This is a genomic window from Wolbachia endosymbiont of Drosophila baimaii, from assembly GCF_028982185.1.
GTDB classification, from domain to species: domain Bacteria; phylum Pseudomonadota; class Alphaproteobacteria; order Rickettsiales; family Anaplasmataceae; genus Wolbachia; species Wolbachia pipientis.
In genome coordinates, this window is sequence record NZ_JAPQLE010000155.1 from 1 (window position 1) to 588 (window position 588).

The 588-nt window shown below is 32.0% G+C and carries 1 pseudogene; it reads left to right on the plus strand.

The annotated features are described in order from the left end of the window. Window positions 1-267 (plus strand): annotated as a pseudogene (locus OZD66_RS05090) (IS4-like element ISWosp2 family transposase); the annotation flags it as partial. Window positions 268-588 lie beyond the last annotated feature (321 nt).

Sequence of the window (588 nt, forward strand, 5' to 3'; positions counted from 1 at the left end):
GGTAGAAGTTGAAGTTCCTGTAAAAGATAATAAGCCAAAAAGAACAGCACGTTTGGAAGTTAGATTTGGAAAGTTTATGATGAATCCATCCAAGAATAATATTAGGCATAAGACGGAAGAACTACCTAAATTACCACTTTATGCAGTTTATGTTGTTGAGAAAACTTCCCTTCCCTTAAAAAAAAACCGCTAGAATGGATGCTATTAACGAATCTTTCAGTTAATACTTTCAATGAAGCTGTTGAAAAAATTAGTTGGTATCAACTATGTTTTTTAAAAATTTTTTTATTTGTGTAATTTTGCAAATTATATGGGCAATAAAAACCCGTTTGTCATAGAAATAGAATTTTATATCAAACAGCTACCACAGCAATTTCTGCTTAAGCTAATGAATATGTGCTTTAAGTCTGTGTGGCGCACATATTCATTAGCCAATTTCAATTACCGTTGTGAAGATTTTTAAGTATGCAAATTAATTGCTTCTTTAAGTCTTGTATTAGCAATTATAGCATTTCTCATAATAGTCCGAACAGGTCATAGGAAGGCAGAATCAACAGCACGACGAAAGGATTCGAATAGAGGAATGTT